This is a genomic window from Adhaeribacter arboris (assembly GCF_003023845.1).
GTDB lineage: Bacteria > Bacteroidota > Bacteroidia > Cytophagales > Hymenobacteraceae > Adhaeribacter > Adhaeribacter arboris.
In genome coordinates this window covers 2,347,607-2,364,821 of sequence record NZ_PYFT01000001.1, presented here as the reverse complement: position 1 = coordinate 2,364,821, position 17,215 = coordinate 2,347,607, and the positions used below count along the sequence as shown (strand labels likewise).

The 17,215-nt window shown below is 43.8% G+C and carries 11 protein-coding genes and 1 tRNA gene; 4 read left to right on the top strand and 8 right to left on the bottom strand.

Going from position 1 to position 17,215, the window contains the following annotated elements:
* Positions 1-283 precede the first annotated feature (283 nt).
* Positions 284-643, top strand: a complete 360-nt coding sequence (locus AHMF7605_RS09670) for a putative quinol monooxygenase (RefSeq protein WP_106928731.1) — start codon at positions 284-286, stop codon at positions 641-643.
* Positions 644-1,194: 551 nt separating this feature from the next.
* Here AHMF7605_RS09670 and AHMF7605_RS09665 read toward each other — a convergent pair.
* Together AHMF7605_RS09665 and AHMF7605_RS09660 are read right to left on the bottom strand one after the other, a co-directional pair.
* Complete coding sequence (locus AHMF7605_RS09665) at positions 1,195-2,358, bottom strand: FG-GAP repeat domain-containing protein (protein WP_106928729.1); 1,164 nt, start codon at positions 2,356-2,358, stop codon at positions 1,195-1,197.
* Positions 2,359-2,505: 147 nt separating this feature from the next.
* Entirely contained in the window at positions 2,506-3,069 is a 564-nt protein-coding gene (locus tag AHMF7605_RS09660; protein ID WP_106928727.1) for a DUF4468 domain-containing protein, read from the bottom strand.
* Between the two features lie 257 nt (positions 3,070-3,326).
* On the opposite strand from AHMF7605_RS09660, the gene AHMF7605_RS09655 reads away from it, so the two are divergent.
* Positions 3,327-3,411, top strand: a tRNA-Ser gene (locus AHMF7605_RS09655).
* 130 nt (positions 3,412-3,541) lie between these two features.
* Here the strand turns inward: AHMF7605_RS09655 and AHMF7605_RS09650 are convergent.
* From AHMF7605_RS09650 to AHMF7605_RS09625, 6 genes are all read right to left on the bottom strand, one after another.
* Entirely contained in the window at positions 3,542-4,612 is a 1,071-nt protein-coding gene (locus AHMF7605_RS09650; protein ID WP_106928725.1) for an NAD(P)H-dependent oxidoreductase, read from the bottom strand.
* A gap of 16 nt (positions 4,613-4,628) precedes the next feature.
* Entirely contained in the window at positions 4,629-5,327 is a 699-nt protein-coding gene (locus tag AHMF7605_RS09645) for a TIGR04283 family arsenosugar biosynthesis glycosyltransferase (protein ID WP_106928723.1), read from the bottom strand.
* Between the two features lie 428 nt (positions 5,328-5,755).
* The gene (locus AHMF7605_RS09640; protein ID WP_106928721.1) at positions 5,756-7,147 is read right to left on the bottom strand and encodes a sulfatase family protein; all 1,392 of its coding nucleotides are present in this window, start codon (positions 7,145-7,147) and stop codon (positions 5,756-5,758) included.
* A gap of 11 nt (positions 7,148-7,158) precedes the next feature.
* The gene (locus AHMF7605_RS09635) at positions 7,159-8,622 is read right to left on the bottom strand and encodes a sulfatase family protein (protein ID WP_106928719.1); all 1,464 of its coding nucleotides are present in this window, start codon (positions 8,620-8,622) and stop codon (positions 7,159-7,161) included.
* 33 nt (positions 8,623-8,655) lie between these two features.
* Positions 8,656-10,137 (bottom strand): RagB/SusD family nutrient uptake outer membrane protein, encoded by a 1,482-nt coding sequence (locus tag AHMF7605_RS09630; protein ID WP_233218996.1) that lies wholly within the window; start codon positions 10,135-10,137, stop codon positions 8,656-8,658.
* An 83-nt stretch (positions 10,138-10,220) separates the two neighbouring features.
* Positions 10,221-13,394, bottom strand: a complete 3,174-nt coding sequence (locus AHMF7605_RS09625) for a SusC/RagA family TonB-linked outer membrane protein (protein WP_106928718.1) — start codon at positions 13,392-13,394, stop codon at positions 10,221-10,223.
* Positions 13,395-13,921: 527 nt separating this feature from the next.
* On the opposite strand from AHMF7605_RS09625, the gene AHMF7605_RS09620 reads away from it, so the two are divergent.
* Positions 13,922-15,985: a cation:proton antiporter gene (locus AHMF7605_RS09620; RefSeq protein ID WP_106928716.1), complete on the top strand. Its 2,064-nt coding sequence runs from the start codon at positions 13,922-13,924 to the stop codon at positions 15,983-15,985.
* A 372-nt stretch (positions 15,986-16,357) separates the two neighbouring features.
* Positions 16,358-17,209, top strand: coding sequence for an endonuclease/exonuclease/phosphatase family protein (locus AHMF7605_RS09615; RefSeq protein WP_106928714.1), 852 nt, complete (start codon positions 16,358-16,360; stop codon positions 17,207-17,209).
* Positions 17,210-17,215: the final 6 nt, after the last annotated feature.

Below are 17,215 nucleotides of genomic sequence, written 5' to 3'. Positions count from 1 at the left end.
GCTTCTATTACCGGAAATAAAGGGATTCTGCTGCTATTATCTAAGGCTAAAAATACTGAAAAATCAGTATTGCAGATTTAAGCCGTAAGTAGTAACATGCGCCCGCATTGGGAGAGGAGTAGAAGGAATGACGGCCAAACCTTAATACATGTGAGTATCCCTAGAAGAATGGGGCGGCTCCTTCCCTCCAGGTGCAGCCACCTTTAATTCCATCCTGGCAAGTAATGAAATAGTAGCATTCCCCCAAAAAGACAAATTTATTGTTCACCCACAAAAATCCGGTATGACCAAGCAAGTGCAATACACCGTCGAGCTTACTATTGCTCCGGGCAAAATAGAGGAGTTCAGAAAAATGATGCAATCCTTCCTGGAAGCTATTCAAAGCCAGGAACCCGATACCAATGCTTTTCAAATTTACTTGAATGAGGCGGAAAGTAAGGCGTACTTAGTGGAATGGTTTCAACATTCAGAGGCGGTTCTCGCCCATTTTGCCAATGTCGGGCCGATGCTACCCGAACTCCTGGCCATTGCTCCCATTACCCGTTTCGAAGTATTCGGCAACCTATCCAAAGAGGCCGAAGAGGCGGTAAAAGCTTTAGGGGCTACTATTTTACCCTACCATGCCGGCTTTATCCGGGAATAGCTTTCCGCGAAAACAAAAGGCAAGTGAAGGAATAATGCGGAGCAAATATAGGATTGGGGCTCACGTAAATTCCCCGCCAGGTATCTCTTCCTTCCGTCTTAGGCGCGTTTCTTTCCTCTAATCTTTACGGGGTAATAAGACTCCGATTTTACTTAATCTAAAATAGTATGGCCCTATCCAAATCCATCCTGCTCATTCACGGAGAACCAAGTTGGGAATTAGTCGCCGGGGATATTCTGAGTTGGTACGAAAAGCAATAATACTGACCCTAACCAGGTATTTAAGAAACATGGGCCGGAAGTCATAACTTCAAAGGCGAAAGTTGGGGCGAGCACGTTTCGCTTACGTCTAACCATTTGGCAGGCCTTTCTTTGGCCGGACAATCCGAAAGTTGCTTTTAAAGGTAATTAAGTGAAATCCCAACTGGCAAATTGCCTAACCCGAAGAAATTTGGGAAGGTTGAACGGTTTTCTTCATAAGCGGAATATTCACGGATAAAATAAGATTTAGCCGGATAGCCTTTTAAAAGCATAAGAATGGTTAGTTTCCGTTTAAGACTTGTTCCAGTAAATTTTTAAATTTTTAGTTGCCCGACCCGCCGCAATGATATCCGGTTTGCCATCGGCATTTAAATCATGTACCTGGAGGTCTTCCGTGGCCATGCCGTTTTCATCAATCCAAAAGGACTGCCAGGGTTTACTTGGTTGATTACCGGGCACGTAAAGTTTAACGCCTACGTTGTTTTCTGCGTTCGGAATTCGCCAGCCGGCTACTACCTGGTCGTAGCCTAAACCTAATACATCGGCGGTAGCCAAGGCATGACCTTCTTTTAAATTTTCATCTAACACCTGCCGGGTAGGAGTGTTACCCAGTAAATGTACCGCGAGCGTGGTGCCGTGCATGGGTTCTATAGTAGCCAGAAATTTTTGATTGCCCTTGCCTTTGCCTAAGCGCACTTCCCCCGCGGCTTGCTCTACCCCCGTTATTTTTACAGTTTGGCTTGTAGCTTGTTGGGGATTGAGGCCGGTAAGTAAGCGAATTCCTTCTTTACTGGCCACATACAGGTCGGTACGGGAAGCGTTTTTCGTTTCGGCCACCTCCAGGTTATGAGTTAAGTGCAAATTATCATCAACTATAAAAATTGGCCAGGTTTGGCGCGGATTGGTTGGCAGCTGGTAGGCCTGAATTTTTACGCCTTTGCCCTCGCCGTTTTTATTACCACGGCCATGCAACGGAACTACCACCAAGTACGCAGCCCCATTAGCAGCTTTTACCCAGCGCATCCGGTGTACGGTGGGTTCGTGGGGTAAACGTACGGCTTCCCATTTTTGGGTAGGATCTTGGGGCCGGATTAAATAGAAAACGGCGCCGGATTGAATAGTATCTGAAGTTTCACCGGGGTTCCATTGGGCGCCAACAGCTATTTCTACTTTGCCGTCCTTGTTCAGGTCACGGGCGGCAATGCACACATTATCGCGCTCGGTTAAATTTTCGGCCAGCACAAAACGCTTCCAGTCGCCGTTGCGGTACCAGACAAATTGCTTTTGGTCGGCCAGTAATATATCCGGTTTTTGGTCGCCATCCACATCGCCAATGGCCAGTCCGTAGCCAATACTAAGGTTTTTATCTAAGGTTTGCTCTTCAAAACGAGGCGCCGGAGCGGAATAAACGAATCCTTTGATCAAAAATTCTACTAAAACGAAAAAGATTAACATAGTGTCGCGTTTAAATTTTCGATTATAATTAGACTTTTATCAGGTATTGGGTTGAACTCCGTGGTTAGGCACAAGAACTATCATGTATGTTACGGACCTAATTTTAAGTGCCTATTCTGTTGGCGAATAAAATACAACTATTTCAAACTAAAGCATATGCGCTTTTAAATCTTTTAATTGAGTAAATATACTTTTATAAACCGCATTCTCTAACCCTTTCATATAAATTGGCTCTTTGTCTTTTAAATTTACCTGACTTTGGGGTTTTAGCCAGGCTTCCAGGGGTTGATTGTTTATTGGTGTCTCTTTAGCTGAGCCGGATTCTTTTAATAAAGATAAATTTTGTAACTGAAAATCGGTTAAACTTAGCCAGTAACGGTCATCGGTTAATTGTACGTGTACCGTGTACCCTAATTTAAATTTCTGATTTTGGTGGCCGTCAAAAACGGAAATGATAGAACGAATATCTCCTATTACCATTCCGTTAACGCTATCATCCTGCCGCAAAGTTTTTTTATTTTGACCAAGAGAGGCAAACCAGGATTTTGCCCGATGGTATAAATCCTGCTGCGGGCCATCTTTTACCAGCACTTCTTCGGAATAATAGAATTTGCCGGATGTTATATCCCGGGGTAAAAATTGGGCAATTAAGTTAACCGGTAAAAGAAAGAAAATCAACCAAAAAAGTTTAACCCGGGTAAGTATACTCATTCGAACAGCGTCCAAAATTTTACTCTAAATTTGAAGAATTTTTTCATTTTATGATGTAATCAAAGATCTTCCGGCTCTGTATTTTTCCGAAAAGAGAATGAAACTCTAACGGATACGGAATGCCTCCATAATTTTTTCTTTAAAAGAGCTTTCTAAAAATAAACTCTTTCAGAATAAACGCGTTACAGCATTGGTGAAAACAAATTTTACTAATTTTTTTGTGGTTTTCGAGTAAAAGTATACTTTTGTACCACTAAAGAGAGATGGCAGAGTGGTCGATTGCGGCGGTCTTGAAAACCGTTGACTGTAACAGGTCCGGGGGTTCGAATCCCTCTCTCTCTGCAAAAGCTACTATAAAAACAAAAAAGCCGGTAAATATAAAATTTACCGGCTTTTTTGTTTTTATAGTTCACCGAATTGTTCTTTATACAACAACAAGTAAGCGAGTAGGCTACTCGATTTTAAAACTATTTTATTTATTCCTTAATTTTTCTCCTTCGCTTTTTTGAGGGGTTAAGGTAGTATCGTTATTTAGACCCAGGTCTTTTTGGGCCTGGTTAGAAGAATCTTCCGGCGCTAATCCGAAGCGTAATTTCCAGGAGCGAATACCTGTTTTTAGTTCTTTAAGTACATTCTGAGGTCTTTTATAGCCATAAGCCCGGTATTGATTGGGAGGTACTTTGCCTTTTTGGGCTACAAAAGCGGTAAAGTCTTGCACCCACTGGTTAAAGGTAGCCATAAATTCAGTTTCCTGAATCATGTGTTCGGCCTGGTTGTCGCTGTATTTCCGGCCTTTGCCAGTGGTGCCATGAACCCACAAATTATCCGGTACTTCCACGCCGCCGTACCGGCACTGCCAGACTAATGGGGCATACGCCTCGCGCTCGCGCGTAAAAGGCTCATTCTCCGGGTTAAAATAATGTTTGTGGCGCAGGATTTTAGGCCGGCCGGTTTCGTCCATTTCATCGGCGCCTTCGTCGCCGTAACAGAAAAAAGCGGCGGTTCGGCCCTCCAGGTGGTTTTGGCTCATGTGCTGCCATTTTTCCTGGTGCTCCAGGGCCATGGCTTTTTCCGGGTCTTTGTGGTCAATGGAATTTTCATCGGGATTGCCGCCGTTCATGCAAACCAGCCGGTCGAACATTAATTTTAAATTACTGGTCGGGCCGTACCAGTTTATCGGACCAATAATGGCCCAGGCATCGGCCATATCCAGGCGCGCGTACATATCCAGGTCCCAGAGTAAATCGGGTTCGGAAGAGCTGTTTTTCTCGTAGCAGTTGCACGGCCATACGCACAGCGCCATAGAAGTAGAGGCGCACGCGTTGCAGCTTTGAATCCGGGCGCGGCCATAAACATTACCTAAATCTTCGTAATCCACTTCCCATTCCGGGGGCAGCATTTCTGCCATTTGCAGCATTAAGGTTCTGGATTTGCTATTTACCCCCGGACAATTATACTGTCTCCGGTCCGAGCCCGAAATAATCAATATCCGAAAGGGTCTTTCTGCAACCGGCAGTTTGGCATTTTCATCGTTAGGCTTCATAAGAGTAGATAAGGAGCTACATTTTGTCTTCTAAAATCAATTTCTTGTAGGTACTGACTAACCTGTTCTGCGAAAATCCGAGGCAGTATAGGCCATAAATCAGAAAAAAAATACCCTGGGTTTTATAAATACCATTGTTTACATATTTACGGGCAGAAGTTAGAACTGGCTTTTTGATGATAGTAAATCGGCTGATTTTTTTTAAACGTTTAATAATTTCCTGGTCTTCTAAAACGCGATGGGCTTCATTATAACCCCCTACTTTTTCAAAATCTTTTTTGGTTACATACAAGCTTTGATCGCCAAAACGGAAAAAAACTGCCGGGAACCGGGTAAACCAGCAATTAGCTTTTAAAAACCAATGGTTCCTATCAAAACTCAAGAGAAAGCAGCCGCTGTTATACCCCGCTTGAACGGATTGAATAATATCGCTGGTAAATCCCGCCGGAGGAATGGTATCGGCATGCAGGAAGTACAGAATAGATCCTTTTGCCTGAGCAGCGGCATAGTTTAACTGTACCGCCCGGCCTTTTTTCTTACTAATAATTACGATTGCTCCAGTGGCAGCGGCCTTTTGTACGGTGTTATCCGTACTGCCTCCATCCACTACTAGTACCTCCGAAATAGCACTAACGGCTCCTTTTTTATATAAAGCTTGAATGGTATTTACAATGTGCTCGCTTTCGTTGTAAGTAGGTATTATGACACTTATCATCCGTAATTGCTAAAAATAATCGAGGCTATTTTACTAGCCTTTGATAGATAATTACTTATAAGGAAGCAAGTAGAAAAAGTTGCTCTACCATCGCCTAAATGCCTTAATTTACTAAGAGGTAAACGGATGCAAGTATCAGGCTACCAGAGGTTAAGAAAGCTCACGAGTAAATCTTTTGGAAAGTAGTATGGATTATATGTTAGATACGTATGATTTACGAATCTGTAAGCCTATACCTTATTTTGAATTGAAATAATCAGGAAGTACAAGCAAGGCAGTAGCTACGAGCAATTGCCACCCGTTTAGCTAGGGAGGCAAACAGGGTACGGCTCAAATACATCAGCACTGTTATTCTGAACCTTAAAAGGGCTCAGTGGAAATCCATTAATGAAAAGACAGGTAAATTTAAATACAAAATTATGTTGTACTTACTGCACCTCTTGTTTTAATTGCTGGTAACGTAAGCGTAACTTTTGCAATTGGGCTTGATAGGTAGGATTAGCAGCCAGATTTTGCTTTTCCTGCGGGTCTTTTTTTAAATCGTACAATTCTTCGTACCCGTGTTCGATAAAATTCATGTACTTCATTTCCCGGCTCACTACCCCTTCTACTTTCGGCAAACGCGGACTGCCCATAAAAGTATGCTCGTAAAAGAAATTTGGCCGGGAGGTTCCCGGTTTATGCGCGGCTACGGCCAGTAAATCCAGACCTTGCATCTGAGCAGGAATGGGCTGGTTCGCTAACTTTAAAATAGTGGGAGCAATATCAATATTTAAGGCTATTTCATTTATAGCTTTGCCTTTTAATGAGTTGAGCTGCCGGGGATCGTAAATGATTAAAGGCACCCGGATAGATTCTTCGTGGCCAAACCATTTGCCTTTCAGGCCGTGTTCGCCTAAATAAAAGCCGTTGTCGCCGATGAAAATAATAACGGTATTATCGGCAATGCCCAGTTTTTCCAGTTTGGCTACCATATTGCCGATTACTTCGTCGACGCCGGTAATTAAACGGTAGTAATTTTTGGTGGTTTCCTGGGCTAACTCTGGAGTAGAAAATAAAGGCTTCCAGCGGACGCGGGCAATGTTTTTATCGTTCTTAAAAAACGCCGGAAAGCTGTTCCAATACTTGGGGTCGGCGGTTTCGGGAGTGGGGATGGTTACATTTTGGTATAAATTTTTAAATTTTTCCTGCACAATAAACCGCGGCGGATCGCCGTCTTGCTCATGCGGCGCTTTAAAGCCCACCGATAAACAAAAAGGCTCTTTTTGCCCAAACTTATTTAAAAAATCCTGAATGTCACGGTCAGTTTGATCGGTGTTATGAATAAAGTTACCCGCTTCGTCGTGCATTTCGTAGTCGGGTTGCAGTTTGGGGGTGCAGGTCCAATAATCGAAGTAATCTGTCGGTTGATTTTTCTGCCCCACCCCGTATTTGTTGATAAAGCCAATTTTGTACCCTGCTTTTTTGAGTAAAATAGGATAAGTTTGCTCCACGGCTTCTTTACTGAAATCGGTGGTGAATTCGTTGATTTTATGCCGCGATAAGTACTGCCCGCTGAGCATACTGGCCCGGCTTACCATGCAAATAGCCGTGGTAACGTACGCATTTTTAAATAATAAACCTTTCCGCGCCAGTTTGTCCAGGTGAGGAGTTTGGATTATTTTGTTGCCCATGGTGCCCAAGGCATCCCAGCGGTGATCGTCGGTTACCACCACAATAATATTAGGCTTTTTCGTTTCTTTTTGCCGAAACGAGTAAAAAACACCCGCGAACAGCAAGTAAAGAACTCCTAAAGCCGCAAAATTTTTAAAATTTTTCATTCATCCAGCATTTATTCGAGAATCGGTTTTCCTTCGAAGTTGATTTTGTTATAAGGTACCGTTTCGGTTTCGTCTACCACGTAATTCCATTGTTTTACGTACTCCATACCGGGCTTAAAATCATCTTTGCGCTGTTTTAGAGTAGCTGAGAGTAAGTTATCCAGTTTTTGCTGCGTTTCGGCAAAAGCCGGCTGGCCTACCAGATTATTTTGCTGGAACGGATCTTTCGTATTATCGAATAACAGCCAAGGACCTTTCAGGTCGCGCGCGTAAGTGTACTGGGTGGTTACCAGGCCACGGTATTCGCGCCCGCCTTTCGAGCGGTTCCATTGCCCGAAAGGCTGCACACATGAGATTACCGTATGCGTTACTTTATCTTTGGCAGTACCCTTTAAAACGCCCGAAAAATCTACTCCTTCTACCGAAGCCGGAATTTTGGTATTGGTCAGACTGAGTAAAGTAGGCATAATATCGGGCGTGTTAATCAGAATAGGAGATGTTTTTTGGGTATTGCCGAAAACAGCCGGATAATGAACCAGGAAGGGTACCCGGATGCTTTCTTCGTAGGGTTGTTGTTTATTCCAGGAACCGTGCGCACCCAGCAAATCACCGTGGTCGGCGGTAAACACCAGAATCGTATTTTTCTCAATGCCGGTTTGTTTTAAGGTTTCCCATACTTGGCCCATGCAATCATCAATGGCGGTAACGTGGGCGTAATAGCCTTTTAAGTCTTTGGTAGCTTTTTCGCGAAACTCCTGCGGCACATTCGGGTTTATTTTAATTTCTTTATCGGCGTACAGCTTTTTGTAGTTTTCCGGGGCGGTCTGGTACGGATCGTGCGGCGGACCAATGGAAAGAAACAGCATAAACGGATTTGGTTTTTGGGCTTGCTCCTTTATAAACTGAATAGCATCGGTAGTTTGCGCAATAGCATCATAACCTTCCCAGAACAGCTTCTTATCGGAATTACCGGCATAATAAGGTGATTGATTGTAGTTATGGGTACATTCCAGCGCTTTCCAGTAATTAAAGCCCTGGCGGCGGTTTTCCGGAATGTAACTGGTGCGGCCGTGCCCGTCGATGTGCCATTTTCCAATAAAGCCTGTTTGGTAGCCTTCTTTTTTAAAAACTTTGGCCAGAGTGGTTTTGGTCGTATCCAGCATTACATCGTTCATAAAAACGCCGGTAGTTAAAGGGTATTGGCCCGTTAATAACGAAGCCCGGTAAGGTGTACAAACCGGCATTCCGGATACGGCATTTTTAAGATTAAGGCTTTGGCTGGCCAGCTTATCTAAATTAGGTGTTTGTACATTTTTATCGCCGGTATAACCCGTAGCCTGCGCCCGCCATTGATCTACCACAATAAAAACAATATTGGGCTTGCGGGCAGGTGGCGGGGCACCGGTTTTTAATGAAGAAGTCAGGGTAAAACTAAATAGCCCCGCCACAATCAATAAAATCGCGAACTGTTTCATCGTGCTAATTTTTTAAAAATTTAAAATTCCGGCTTAGTAACCCGGGTTTTGCGCTAGTTGATTGACCAATATTTGTTCTTCCGGTACGGGGGCCAGCAATTTATTCGGTGTCATTTCGTAAGCCGAGGCATACAGGAATGATTTTTTGGCTTTTTCGCGTAAACCGTGCGCGGTAAGTACGGCTAAAGCTTTGCCGGTGCGTTTCAGGTCGTACCAGCGTTGGTTTTCGAAACAAAACTCTACCTGGCGTTCTTTGTCAATTAAATTTTCCAAGGAAACTTTATCTAAACCGGTTAAATCGTTGGTTAATCCGGCCCGGGCGCGTACCTGTTGCACGTACGAGATTGCTTCGCCGGTGCGGCCTATCTCGTTTAAAGCTTCGGCGTATAACAACAATACATCGGAATAGCGCAAAACAGGCAAATTATCGCCGGTGCGGTCGTCGGCGGCGGTTACCGGGGGTTTGTATTTGCCGCAATACGGAATATCCCGCACTTGTCCATCCCAATCTTTTCCGTTCCAGTATTTTATGGATACATCTTTCCGTAAATCGCTGGGTTCAAAAGCATTAATCAAATCATCCGTTGGCTGATTCCAACCGCCGCCTACTAAACTAATGGCCGGGCGGTTGGTAATGGCTCCGCCGGAAGTCCAGGGGGCAAACCAGAAAATAAAGCGGTTTGCCAGCTCCACGCTGTTTTCCGAAAACTGGATGGCAAAAATGGTTTCTTTAAAATCTTTGTTGGTGGGGTTAAAAACATCGGCGTAGTTGGGTAGTAAAAGGTATTTGCCGGAGTTTATAACGGCTTTGAGCGGTGCTTCGGCTTCAGCAAATTGGTGCCGCGTAACGTACACTTTACCTAATAAAGCCAGGGCGGCTCCTTCGTTGGCCCTACCTACTTCATCTACTTCTTTGGCCTGGGCAAACCGGGTAGCGGCGTCTTTTAAATCGGCAATAATTCTTTCGTAAACCTGGTCTTCCGGCGATCTTTTAATTTCCACGGCTTCTTCGGAACTGATGGGTTCGGTAACTACCGGTACTCCCCCGAACTGCCGTACTAAATTAAAATAATACAAGGCCCGCAAAAATAAAGCTTCGCCGGCGCTCCGGTCTTTGTACGCGGGTTTGGACCAGGTTATTTCCGGACGATCTATTTCGAATAATAATTTGTTGCAGCGGGTAATACCGTTGTAAGAAGCGTTCCAGAAATTGGCGTAGGCCACGTTGTTGGAAGCCAGAATAAACTGGTCAATTACGCCTTTAGAAGCCTCGCCGGTGGCGGTATTGTACTGGAAACTGGCATTATCCGAAGGAAGCTCGGCCATTACCCAGTGTTCTACTTTTTCGTAGTTGCGCATGGGCACGTAGCAACCATTGGCCAACAGAATAATTTCTTTTTCTGATTTGTAAAAAGTGCCCTCGTTCAGGCTGGATTCGGGGTAAATTTCGAGAAAATCATCGGAGCAGGCTGGTAGCAGCCATAACAGGAATATATAAGCTAAATACTTTTTCACGGCAATTATTTTATTTAAATAAAGTGAATCAAGAGGAAAAGAGACTCGGTTTTTTAAACCCAAAACAATCTTTGGCTGCTTATTTAAAAAGTAAGATTAATGCCTAAAGAAGTAGTGCGGGCTAGCGGGTAAGAAGTCATGTCGAAGCCGGGCGCCAGGGTATTGTTTATGTTCACCGATTGTCCTTCGGGGTTGGCACCGCCGTATTTAGTAAAAGTAGCCAGGTTTTGCACGGTTAAATACAGCCGGCAATTTTTAATGGCACCGGTATATTGCACCCATTTCTGCGGTAAGTTGTAACCCAGCGTTACGTTGGCAAGGCGTAAGTAAGTGGCATCTTCTACCCATAAGTTAGAAACCCGGTGGCCTAAGCTGGGCGTAAGTTTAGGAACGCCGTAATGCATGCCGTCGCCGGGTTGGTCGGCGCTCCGCCAGCGGTTTACCCATTCTTTGCTCACGTTAAAAAAGCCTTGCAGGTTATCCACGGTTTGCCGCAGCCCGTTCATGACCTGGCCGCCGTATTGCCCGTTTACAATTACGCCCAGGCTCAAGCCTTTGTAAGAAAAATTATTGGTGAAGCCGTAGGTAAAATCGGGGTGCGGATTGCCGATAATGGTGTAATCGAGTAAGTCGGTGATAATGCCGTCGCCGTTTACATCGCGGTATTTTACGTTGCCTTCGTATACCTGCGCGGTTTTAATAATGTTGGGGTTCGCCATGTCTTCGGCGGTATACAAGCCTTCGTAAATGTACCCGAAGAATTGCCCGATGGGTTTACCGACCACCGAAATGTGCGTTGGATTGTTATCGTTGTTACCGGCTAAAATGCGGTCGTTGTTACTGTTCAGGGATAAAACTTTGTTCCGGTTAAAAGCAATGTTAAAGTTGGTGTTCCATTGTACCGCACCGGCCAAAGGAGTTCCGCCCAGCGCAATTTCCACTCCCCGGTTCCGGACGTTTCCTTTGTTTACCGTTTGGGTATTAAAGCCGGTAATGGCGGGTATAATGTTATCCAGGAGCATGTTTTTGCTTTTCCGGTTATAAAAATCTACCACTAGGTTCAAACGGTTTTCGAATAAATCTAAATCCAAGCCCGCATCCAACTGATCTGATTCTTCCCAGGTAAGATTGGGATTAGGTAACCCCACGCTGGCCGCGGTTACCTGCGTATTGCCGAAAACGTAAGCACCCGGACTAATCGAAGCCAAATGCGCGTAATTACCGATATTGTTATTACCGCTTTTTCCGTAGCTCGCCCGCAGTTTCAGGCTATAAACAACTAGGTTATTTTTTAAAAAATTTTCTTCGGAGAGGCGCCAGGCTGCCGCCATAGACGGGAAAAGGGCATACCGGTTATTGCTGCCGAACCGGGAAGAACCATCGGAACGGAACGTGGCGGTTAGTAAATAACGGTCCTTAAAGCCGTAGTTTACGCGGCCCAGGTACGAAATCATGCTCCACTCGTTGGAACCCTGCCCCCAACCTTTAATGGTTTGCGCCGCGTTAATGGTTTCGAGCAAATCGTTGGCGTAGGGGTCGGCGTTCAGGTTAATGGATCTGGCCGAATTTTTCTGGGTGGTGTAGCCTATAACCGCGCTTATCTGGTGGCTGCCAAAAGTTTTATCGTAGTTCAGGGTATTTTCAATTAACCAATCAAAACTCTGGTCGCGGATGGTAGTGGAGCGTCCCGTACCGGCTACCGGTGGTTTATTGGCCGCGCCTACGGTACTCGGCACAAATTGAAAATAGTTAGAAGTAGACCAATTGGTAAATAAGGAGGTTTTCGCTTTTAAATCTTTAAACAAAGTTAGCTGCACAAACGCGGAGCCCAGATTTTGAAAAATATTCTGATCCTGCACCGTTTCTTGTAACACGAATAAAGGGTTGGCAAAGCTCCAGGCCGAATGGTATTTACTTTGCGGCGAAACCAAGTAGGGCACCAGCTGTCCATTAGCACCGTACGGCGACAAAAACGGATTGGCCCAAATAGCCGTACCCAGCACATCTTCGCGGTTGGCGTTGGTGTTGGTGCGGTTTTGCTTAATGTAACTCGGCTGCAGCGAAGCGCCTACTAACAAGTGTTTCCCAATGTTTGATTCCATGCCCAGTTTGCTGCTGTAGCGTTCCACCCCGGTATAGCGCACGGTTCCTTCCTGTTTAAAATAGCCCAGACTAAAATTTAAGCGGGAATCTTTCGTGCCTTTGTAAAGGCTCACATTATGATCCTGAATGGCGGCGGTTTGTAAAAGTAAATCGTACCAATCGGTGCCGCTACCGGTAATATTATCCAGGTTTTGGTATTCTACGGGGTAATCGTTTAAGGTGGCTTCCCGGTTTTCGAGCCGGCGAACGGTTACGTTAATTTTATCGCGCTGCAATTCGGCAAATTCGCGCAAATTCAGCATTTCCGGCCGGCCTTTTTGGGGTACCTGCTGCACGCCCCGCATCGACGAAACATTTACTTCGGTACGGTCGATAGCGCCTTTTTTCGTGGTTATTAAGATAACACCGTTGGCCCCCCGCGACCCGTAAATAGCCGTGGAAGAAGCATCTTTTAAAATAGTTACCGATTCAATATCGTTCGGGTTAATGAATAATAATGGATTAGTAGTTTGGTTCATGCCGGCCGAGTAAGGCAAGCCATCTACCACGTACAAAGGTTCGTTGCCGGCCCCCAGAGAACCGTTTCCCCGGATTTTAATGGACGTTCCCGCGCCCGGTGCCCCCGATACCTGCTGAATTTGCACCCCAGCCACCTGCCCGGTAAGTTTTTGATCGATGGTGGCAACCGGTAAACTTTTAATATTTTTTTGATCCACGGTAGCTACCGAGCCCGTTACATCCTGCGACCGCTGCGTACCATAGCCCACTACCACAACTTCGTCCAGTGCTTTGGTATCTTCTGCTAAGCTAATCTGGATGGGTTCATTGCCGGTAAATGCTACTTCTTTGGTTAAATAGCCAATAAACGACACCACCAATGTACCGCCGTTATCCGGCACGGTTAACTCAAATCCGCCTTCGGAATTGGTGGTAGTACCAATAGTAGTACCCTTTAAAAGCACCGTTACGCCGGGTAAAGCTTCTCCGGCAGCCGATATTACTTTCCCCGTAACAGGTTTATCGATTAAATTTAAAATAATGCTGGCTTTATCCGGAAAGGCAAGCGCCGGATTCGCTATGCTTTTCAGGAAAGGTAGGTGGTACAATAAAAGCAATACGAACCACTTACTACTTTTAGGTAGTAGTTTTTTCATTATTTAGTCAGATTAAAGTTTATGTTTATAGGCCGGTTTCCTGCGGGGAAGCCGATTGTGTATTTTGTTTCTTGTTCCAGAAAAGTGCTTTGACTTACAGGCCCTTTTTAAATTTGACTCATTTCCGTTAGTCATTCTTTCCCAAAAAGTAGGTTTAAAACCACGGTTTCGTATTTACTTCTGCTTTATTATATACTCTATGGAAATAATAGACAAACAAAGTAAACTATCTTTATACTTCCAAATGGTTCTAATAAAATTTATATAAATCAATCTTTTCCCGGAAAATAGCTGGAATAAACGAAGTTACTATTTTCTTGAGCCGTGATTTAAATCTTTATAATGGAGAATATTTTTCTTAAAGTTTTCGTTTGCGCGGCTCTTTATTTCTTTAGAATGGAATGGATTATACCTTAAGTATTTAAACCGGTTTTCTAAGTCTTAGCTTAAATAAATGAACCGGGTTTACAGCCAATAATTTATTAAAGCAGTATAGCTATTGAATTTACCAGGATATTTTACCTATTATGGAAACCAGCTTTTTTGAACACTTAGCTCACGAGTTTAAAACACCCCTTACCAATCCGGTACTCGTATTTTCGCTTATCTTGTTTATCATTCTGCTGGCGCCTCTATTACTAAGCAGAATCAAGGTGCCGGGTATTATTGGCTTAATTATTTGCGGGGTACTGATCGGGCCTCACGGTTTAAATTTTTTAACCCGGAACTCGGCCGTAGAACTTTTTTCTACCATTGGCTTACTCTACATCATGTTTATTGCCGGTCTGGAGCTGGATTTAAATGAGTTTAAGAAAAATAAATACAAAAGTCTTTTATTTGGCTTTTTTACCTTTATCATTCCCCTAGCAATTGGGTTCCCGGTTTGCCATTACATTTTGCAATACAATGCTACCGCCAGTTTTTTAACGGCCAGTATGTTTGCTACCCACACCTTGGTAGCTTACCCGATTATGGGAAAATACGGAATTTCTAAAAACCAGGCGGTAGCCATTACGGTGGGCGGTACTATTTTAACCGATACGGCGGTGCTGGTAATATTAGCGGTAATTATGGGTTCTAAGCAAGGCGGACTTACCGAGGCGTTTTGGATTCGATTGGCCAGTTCATTAGCTATTTTTTCGGCTATTATGTTTTTGGTTATTCCGCGGGTAGCCAAATGGTTTTTCAGCAAACTGGAAAGCGAGAAAACCTCCCATTATATATTTGTTTTATCGGTGGTCTTTTTTTCGGCATTTTTAGCGGAAGTAGCCGGGGTAGAACCTATTATTGGGGCCTTCGTGGCCGGATTAGCTTTAAACCCATTAATTCCGCATTCGTCGGCCCTAATGAACCGGATTGAGTTTATTGGCAACGCTATTTTTATTCCGTTTTTTCTGATTAGCGTGGGTATGCTGGTAAACGTACGGGTAATTATGAACGGCCCAACCGCTTTAATTGTGGCATTTACTTTAACGATAGTAGCTATTTCGGGGAAGTGGTTAGCCGCATTTTTTACGCAACTCGTTTGCCGGTACAATAAATCGCAACGAAATTTAATTTTTGGGTTAAGCAGCGCGCACGCGGCCGCTACTTTAGCGGTAATATTGGTGGGCTTTAACGCTAAAATTCTGGATGAGAACATACTAAACGGTACCATTATTTTGATTCTGGCTACCTGCGTTATTTCTTCTTTCGTGAGTGAAAGTGCCGCGAAACAAACCATAGTGGAAGCCGAAGAGGGCTCCCTAGTCATGCCCGTGCAGGAAAATTTAAGAACGGAACACCTGCTTTTGCCCATTACCAACTTAACTACCTTAGAGCGGATGCTCGAGTTTACCTTGTTGTTAAAAGATAAATCGTCGCCCCACCCCATTACCGTACTGTCGGTGGTACCCAATAATACCGAAGCGGAACAAAATTTAGCGAAAGCTAAAAAAGAATTAGAAGCAACCGTAAAAATTGCCGCGGCTCACGAAACAGATGTGCAGGTAATGGCCACCATTGATTATAACATTGCGCAAGGAATTGCCCGTATTTCCCGGGAAATTATGGCTGATTCAATTATTGTTTCCTGGCCGAAAAGAGCAACCATCTTGGAGCGGTACATTGGCGATAAAACGGAAACCATTCTTAACAAAACGAACAAAAATATCTTTATCTGCCATTTCGAAACACCCTTAATCAGTCAGAAAAGAATTCGTATCATTGGTTTACCCTTAGCCGAATTAGAAGTTGGGTTCCCAGTCTGGCTGAGTAAAATATTTAAGCTGGCCGTAGAGCTCTCGCTGCCCGTTGGTTGCTATTGTAACCATAAAACCCGCGAAGCCATTTCGTATATAGCTTCTCAAACCAGTGCCGGCATGCCGTTAGAATTTTTTAATTTTACTAATTGGGAGGATCTTTGGTCGCTAACTCAAAACTTTCAAAGTCAGGATTTATTAGTTTTTGCGGCTGCCCGCAAAGAGTCCATTTCGTACCGCAAGGTAGTGGATACCATACCTAATAAGCTAAAAAAGGACTTTCCTGATTTTAGTAAAATTATAATTTATCCGGAGCGCCACGACTCCAATCAGATTTACGATGTTTACTAAGCATTTTTATTCATTTTTCTGTTTTAAGGAAACCCGCATCTAAAATACATTCCTAGTAAAGGTGCTCTTGCCTTTACCCTCTTCCATTTTTTCACCTTTACTGATCGGTTATCAAATGCAAATGTGGTCAAAAACTGGGTAAGTGATACTTATCATAATATATGGAGAGTTAAATTTTATAGATAAAAGCAATTGTATCTTTATTATCTGAAAAGGGGATAGAGGTAAAACCAACCTTTTATTAAATGAGTGAGAGTATAATAATATGTTGCTCGCTTCGGAATATTTTTAAAGTTTGTGCAGCCGCAATTATTTATTCCTATAAATTTCGGGGCCGAATGCTTCAACTTTAAAACTATAAACCGTTAACCGATGAAAAAAAATCGAGTTCTTTTTATTCTGTTTGCTCTTAATTGGCTTCCAGGTTTTATCTACGCTCAGCAACTAACCGTTGGTACTTTTAATATTCGCTACGATAATCCGAATGATACGGGTAATTTATGGGTAGACCGGGCGCCGGTGGTATCTGCTTTAATTCGCTTCCACGATTTTGATATTTTTGGCACTCAGGAAGGCTTAAAAAATCAATTAGAGGATATTAGTCAAGCTTTACCCGCTTATGAGCGTTACGGCAAAGGTCGCGACGACGGACAGGAGAAAGGCGAACACTCTGCTATTTTCTATAAAAAAGATCGCTTTAAATTACTGAAAAAAGGAGATTTCTGGTTATCGCAAACTCCGGAAAAACCTTCGCTGGGTTGGGATGCTACCTGCTGCAATCGTATATGTTCCTGGGTGTATTTACAGGATACGCAAAGTAAAAAGAAGTTTTATTTCTTTAACGTCCACTACGACCACCAGGGAGTACAGGCCCGCAAAGAAAGCAGCAAATTAATTTTGAGCAAAATAAAAGAAATTGCCGGCCCGGAACCCGTTATTCTAACCGGCGATTTTAACGGCGACCACGGTAGCGAATGGTACCAAACCGTGGCTAACTCCGGTCAGGTACTAGACACGTACAAACAAGCTAAGAACCCTTACGCCGTTAATGCGTCGTTTAATGCTTTCGGCAAAAAGTTGGATGGTAACGAAATCATCGACCATATTTTCACTACCCAAAATTTTAAAGTGCAGAAATGGGGAATTTTAACTGATACTTACCACGGTAAATTCCCCTCGGATCATTTCCCGGTAATGACGGTGTTATCACTGGGAGGGAAATAAGTTGCT

What these genes read in the sequence shown, in the direction of transcription:
- AHMF7605_RS09670 (WP_106928731.1), top strand. Translation starts at nt 284, where the DNA reads ATGACCAAGCAAGTGCAATACACCGTCGAGCTTACTATTGCTCCGGGC.
- AHMF7605_RS09665 (WP_106928729.1), bottom strand. Translation starts at nt 2,358, where the DNA reads ATGTTAATCTTTTTCGTTTTAGTAGAATTTTTGATCAAAGGATTCGTT.
- AHMF7605_RS09660 (WP_106928727.1), bottom strand. Translation starts at nt 3,069, where the DNA reads ATGAGTATACTTACCCGGGTTAAACTTTTTTGGTTGATTTTCTTTCTT.
- AHMF7605_RS09650 (WP_106928725.1), bottom strand. Translation starts at nt 4,612, where the DNA reads ATGAAGCCTAACGATGAAAATGCCAAACTGCCGGTTGCAGAAAGACCC.
- AHMF7605_RS09645 (WP_106928723.1), bottom strand. Translation starts at nt 5,327, where the DNA reads ATGATAAGTGTCATAATACCTACTTACAACGAAAGCGAGCACATTGTA.
- AHMF7605_RS09640 (WP_106928721.1), bottom strand. Translation starts at nt 7,147, where the DNA reads ATGAAAAATTTTAAAAATTTTGCGGCTTTAGGAGTTCTTTACTTGCTG.
- AHMF7605_RS09635 (WP_106928719.1), bottom strand. Translation starts at nt 8,622, where the DNA reads ATGAAACAGTTCGCGATTTTATTGATTGTGGCGGGGCTATTTAGTTTT.
- AHMF7605_RS09625 (WP_106928718.1), bottom strand. Translation starts at nt 13,394, where the DNA reads ATGAAAAAACTACTACCTAAAAGTAGTAAGTGGTTCGTATTGCTTTTA.
- AHMF7605_RS09620 (WP_106928716.1), top strand. Translation starts at nt 13,922, where the DNA reads ATGGAAACCAGCTTTTTTGAACACTTAGCTCACGAGTTTAAAACACCC.
- AHMF7605_RS09615 (WP_106928714.1), top strand. Translation starts at nt 16,358, where the DNA reads ATGAAAAAAAATCGAGTTCTTTTTATTCTGTTTGCTCTTAATTGGCTT.